The organism is Chitinimonas sp., from assembly GCF_041904975.1.
Lineage (GTDB): Bacteria > Pseudomonadota > Gammaproteobacteria > Burkholderiales > Chitinimonadaceae > Chitinimonas.
This window is the reverse complement of sequence record NZ_JAYRLZ010000304.1, coordinates 1-4,754: the sequence shown is the minus strand read 5'-3', so window position 1 is coordinate 4,754 and position 4,754 is coordinate 1. Positions and strand designations below refer to the sequence as shown.

At 61.9% G+C, this 4,754-nt stretch carries 5 protein-coding genes; 2 read left to right on the top strand and 3 right to left on the bottom strand.

The window, feature by feature from the left end; genetic code table 11:
* The 3 genes from ACE3OH_RS19525 to ACE3OH_RS19515 all read right to left on the bottom strand — a co-directional run.
* Window positions 1-293, bottom strand: a 293-nt coding sequence (locus ACE3OH_RS19525; RefSeq protein ID WP_374357111.1) for a hypothetical protein, incomplete at its 3' end; no start/stop codon positions are given.
* Window positions 286-726, bottom strand: coding sequence for a DNA polymerase III subunit chi (locus tag ACE3OH_RS19520; RefSeq protein WP_374357109.1), 441 nt, complete (start codon window positions 724-726; stop codon window positions 286-288). The genes ACE3OH_RS19520 and ACE3OH_RS19525, both read right to left, overlap by 8 nt.
* A complete protein-coding gene (locus tag ACE3OH_RS19515; protein ID WP_374357107.1) occupies window positions 727-2,397 on the bottom strand; it encodes a leucyl aminopeptidase in 1,671 nt (556 codons plus the stop codon).
* Between the two features lie 158 nt (window positions 2,398-2,555).
* On the opposite strand from ACE3OH_RS19515, the gene lptF reads away from it, so the two are divergent.
* A complete protein-coding gene (gene lptF, locus ACE3OH_RS19510) occupies window positions 2,556-3,668 on the top strand; it encodes an LPS export ABC transporter permease LptF (protein WP_374357105.1) in 1,113 nt (370 codons plus the stop codon).
* Entirely contained in the window at window positions 3,665-4,744 is a 1,080-nt protein-coding gene (gene lptG / locus ACE3OH_RS19505; RefSeq protein WP_374357103.1) for an LPS export ABC transporter permease LptG, read from the top strand. The genes lptF and lptG overlap by 4 nt, the downstream gene beginning before the upstream one ends.
* Window positions 4,745-4,754 lie beyond the last annotated feature (10 nt).

Here is a 4,754-nt window from a genome sequence, read left to right as displayed (position 1 = left end):
CCCGGCGGCGCCGGTGGCACCGGCGCTGGTGGCCTTGGCTCGGGCGGCGGGGCGAAATCGTCGGGGCGGATTTCCTCGGGGGTGAACATCAGCTCATCGCCGATGATGGGGTCCACCTCGGTGAGCACCGGTATGGCGCCCGCCCCTGCCGCAGGTGCCAAGTCGGTGAGTACCGGCACGCTCAGATCCGGGCCGCTGCCGCGATGGCGGGCAATCAGGGCATCCATCTTGCCCAACAGCGCTGGCGGCTTGGTGTCGTCAAATTCAAACGGGGCGAGCGGGTCTTCAGCCATGGTGAGTTGCCATATCGGTAAATTCGACTTCGTATCCGGCTTGACGATAGCGCCTTACGCGCTGACGCGCCTGCTCGGCCCCCTCCTCATCGCCACGGGCAACCAGCTCCACCAGCTGCTCACCGGCAAAGCCGGGCAGGACATCCTGACCCGAGCGATTGAACAGCACCTGCCGCCCGTGTAGCGCATCGAGCTGATGCGCCAGCCAGATTGTCGTTTGCGCCGCGACCGGACTACCCGCCAGGCAATGCGGGAGAAAGCCGGTGTTCGGCTCCTCCCACAGCATGCGGTCAAGCGCCTGGCAGGCAGGCGCTGACTCGGTCAGCACACCGACGGTCAGCCCATATCGCCAAGCCTTGCCAAGCAACTGGCGCAAAGCCGAGTCGTAGCCGGCGACATTGAAGTAAAAGCGGACCCGGGTGTGCTGTGTCACTTACTTCTTCTTTGCTGCCGGCTTGGCGGCCGGTTTCGCTGCGGCGGGCTTCGCGGCAGGCTTGGCTGCCGCTGGCTTGGCTGCGGCTGGCTTGGCTGCGGCTGGCTTGGCCGCTGCCGGTTTGGCTGCAGGCGTTGCCGGTTTGGCGACCGCCTTGGCAGCCGCTTTCGGCGCAGCCTTGGCTGCTGGCTTGGCCACAGCGGCAGCGGCCGCAGCACGGCCACGCAGGAACTGGGTCAGCAAAGGCACCGGACGGCCGGTGGCACCCTTGGCCGGGCCCGATTTCCAGGCGGTGCCAGCGATATCCAGATGTGCCCAGTCGTATTTCTTGGTGAAGCGCGACAAGAAGCAGGCAGCGGTGATCGAGCCGCCAGGACGGCCACCGATATTGGCGATATCGGCGAAGTTGGACTTGAGCGAATCCTGGTATTCGTCGAACAAAGGCATCTGCCAGGCACGGTCGCCCGCTTGCTCGCCAGCCGCTTGCAACTCTTGCGCCAGCGCATCCTTGTTGGCGTACAGGCCGGTGACATGGTGGCCCAGCGCAATCACGCAGGCGCCGGTCAGGGTGGCGACGTCAACCACGGCGGCTGGCTCGAAACGCTCGGTATAGGTCAGCGCATCACACAGGATCAAACGGCCTTCGGCATCGGTATTGAGAATTTCCACCGTCTGACCACTCATGGTGGTGACCACATCGCCCGGCTTGCTGGCATTGCCGGCCGGCATGTTCTCGCAGGTGGCAACCACCGCATACACATTCAGCGGCAGCTTGGCGCGACCAACGCCATGCATGGTGGCGATCACCGAACCGGCGCCCATCATGTCGTATTTCATTTCATCCATGCCTTCGCCCGGCTTGAGCGAAATGCCGCCCGAGTCGAAGGTGATGCCCTTGCCCACCAGCACCACCGGCTTATCGCCCTTGGCACCGCCTTCATGCTTGAGCACGATGAATTTCAATGGCTCGGTCGAACCCTTGGCCACCGAGATAAACGAACCCATGCCGAGCTTTTCGACATCGGCGTGTTCCAGCACTTCCACCTTCATGCCGAACTGCTTGGCAATGCTCTTAGCGGTATTGGCCAGGTGGGTAGGAGTACAGAAGTTCGGCGGCAGATTGCCCAGGTCCTTGCCCAGATTGATCGCTTCGCCCAGCGCGGTACCAGCGGCAATACCAGCCTCGGCGGCCTTCTCTTCACCCTTGGCGACCAACAGGCTGACCTTCTTGATGCCTGGCTTGTCGTCTTTCTTGCTCTTGGTGGTGTCGTATTTGTAGCTGGCATCAAATGCGGCCACGGCCAGCTCTTCAGCAGCCCAGGCAGCATCGCGGCCAGCCGGCGCTGCTTCCAGCAAGGCCAGCGCCAGCTCGCCGCCGGCGGCCGTTGCCGCGCGCACAGCAGCGCGTGCAGCATCGCGATAGTCCTTGTCGCTACTGCCGACGCTCAACAGCACGACGCGCTCGGCGGCTACGCCGGCAAGCTTGTGCAGCAGCACGGTGCTGCCGGCCTTGCCTTCGAGATCACCAAGCTTGATGACAGCGGAAAGCTGGCCGGCCGCAGCCTTGTCAACGGCGCTGCCACTGGCAGTCAGCTTGCCATCACGAACGGCGAGCACCAATACACTGGCCTTATGCTTGTCGGCACTGGCTTGCTTGGCAATGATTTCCACGGAGGACTCCTGTAAGATCGCGGCGCGGCAACCGCCGGGATTGGCGATCGGTCCGTCAGCTGCATAAATTGAAAGCGCCCCTGCTTCTGGCAGGAACGCAGAATAACCCGGTAAATTCGAGCGATTTTCCGAATTCGTTCGACAAAAGTCAAAACGCCGTGCCATCCAGCGCAAAAATTCCACTACTTCGTCACTGTATTCCGTCGGAACGTCTGTTCGAGCGCGCCATGCTGCGCGAATTCGGCGTGCTGTCCGCCGGGCTGTTCTTTGTCCTGCTCGGCATCTTGCTGGTCAGCAGCAGCTCCAAATTGCTGACCCTGGCAGCCAGCGGCAGCATTTCCTCCTCATCGGTGATCGGCCTGATCGGCTTCAATGTGCTAGCCACCATGCCCTGGCTGCTGTCGGTTACCGTGTTCGTCACCGTCCTCACCGCACTGAGCCGCGCCTGGCGCGATCACGAGATGGCGGTGTGGCTGTCTTCTGGCCTGCCGATGACTGCATGGATACGGCCGGTGCTGACCTTCGCCATTCCGATGGCGCTGCTTGCCGCCCTGCTCAGCCTCGGACTGACGCCGTGGGCGCGGCAAAAGAGCCAGGAATACCGCGAACATGTTGCCTCGCGTGATGACCTGTCCTCGGTAGCGCCGGGGCTCTTCAAAGAGTCATCCGATGGCGACAAGGTGTATTTCATCGAGAACTTCACCGGCAGCAATGGCGCGGCGCGCAATGTGTTCGTGCAATCCCAGAACAAGGAAAAACAAACGCTGACCGTTGCCGCCGAGGGCTATCTCGATACCCATGCAGACGGCCAGCGCTTTATGGTGCTGCGTAACGGCCGCAGCTACGAGGGCATTCCCGGCCACGCCAATTACCGGGTGGTGGAGTTTGGCGAGAGCCGCATCCGCATCGACGAGCATGAGCGTCGTCCGGTGAACACCGCGATATCCGCCACACCATCCTTGCTGCTTTGGCAAAGCAATCAGGCCGAGCAGCGCGCAGAGCTGAGCTGGCGCCTTGCCATTCCGATCGCCGCCGTATTGCTGGCCCTGCTGGCGATACCGCTCGCCCAGGTCAATCCGCGTATCGGCCGCACCTTCAACTATGTGGCGGCCGGCCTGCTGTTTTCCATTTACAACAATCTGATCAACCTCAATGAAAGCTGGCTGGCCTCCGGCCGCATGCCGGCCTGGCTTGGTATGTGGCCGCTGCATATTGCAGTACTGCTGCTGGTCGTAGCGTTGTTTCAGTGGCGCGCGAGGCCTCGTGGATGAAAACATTAAGCCGCTACATCATTCGCGAAGTCACGCTGACCAGCCTGTATGTGCTGATCGCGCTGATCGGCTTATTCCTGTTTTTTGATCTGATCAATGAGCTGGGCAGTCTCGGCAAGGGCAATTACACCTTTGGCCGCATGCTGATCTATGTCGTCCTGTTGGCGCCGCGCCATGCCTATGAATTCATGCCGATTGCCGCACTGATCGGCGGCATGGTGGCCATGAGCATGCTCAACCAGCACACCGAATACACGGTGATGCGGGTCGGCGGCCTGTCGATCCGCCGCGTGTTGGGCATCCTGGCTACGGCCGGCCTGCTGTTCGCACTTGCCACCTTGCTGGTCGGCGAATACCTGGCACCCAGTTCGGAGCGGGCCGCTACCCAGCTGCGCCTGCAGGCCAAGGGCCAGGTGGTGGCGACCGACAACCGCTCCGGCGTGTGGCTCAAGGACGACAACAGCTTTGTGAATGTGCGGCAGATCCTGCCCGACCAGACCTTGCGCCACGTCAACGTCTACCAGTTCGACGCTAACCGGCGCCTCAACTATTACGGCTATGCCGAACATGGCTACTGGCAGCCGGCCAGCCGCAACTGGCTGCTCAGCAATATCACCCTGACCCGCTTTGATGCGAACTCGGTCAAGCTTGACCATATTCCCAACTACATCTGGCAGCACGCGGTGCTGACGCCCGATATGCTGGCGGTGCTGATGGTGGCACCGGAGCAGATGCCGATTGCCGGCTTGCTCGACTATATCGAGAACCTGCGCAAGAACCAGCAAAAGACCAGCCGCTTCGACATTGCCCTGTGGACCAAGCTGACCTATCCCTTCATCTGCATTGCCATGCTGATCATCGCCCTGCCCTTTGCCCACGCCAACCGGCGTTCGGGCGGCATCGGCATCAAGCTGTTCGTCGGCATCATGCTTGGCCTGGGCTTTTACTTCGTCAATGTACTGACCGCGCGCTTTGGTCTGCTGTATGACTGGCCGCCGGCCGCCGTTGCCACGCTGCCATCGGTCAGCCTGCTGCTGTTTGCCTTGTTCCTGCTATGGCGGCAGGAGCGCCGCTGAAACGTCGCTT

Excerpts from the sequence above, each read along its gene's own strand:
- lptG (WP_374357103.1), top strand. The coding sequence starts at position 3,665 with ATGAAAACATTAAGCCGCTACATCATTCGCGAAGTCACGCTGACCAGC.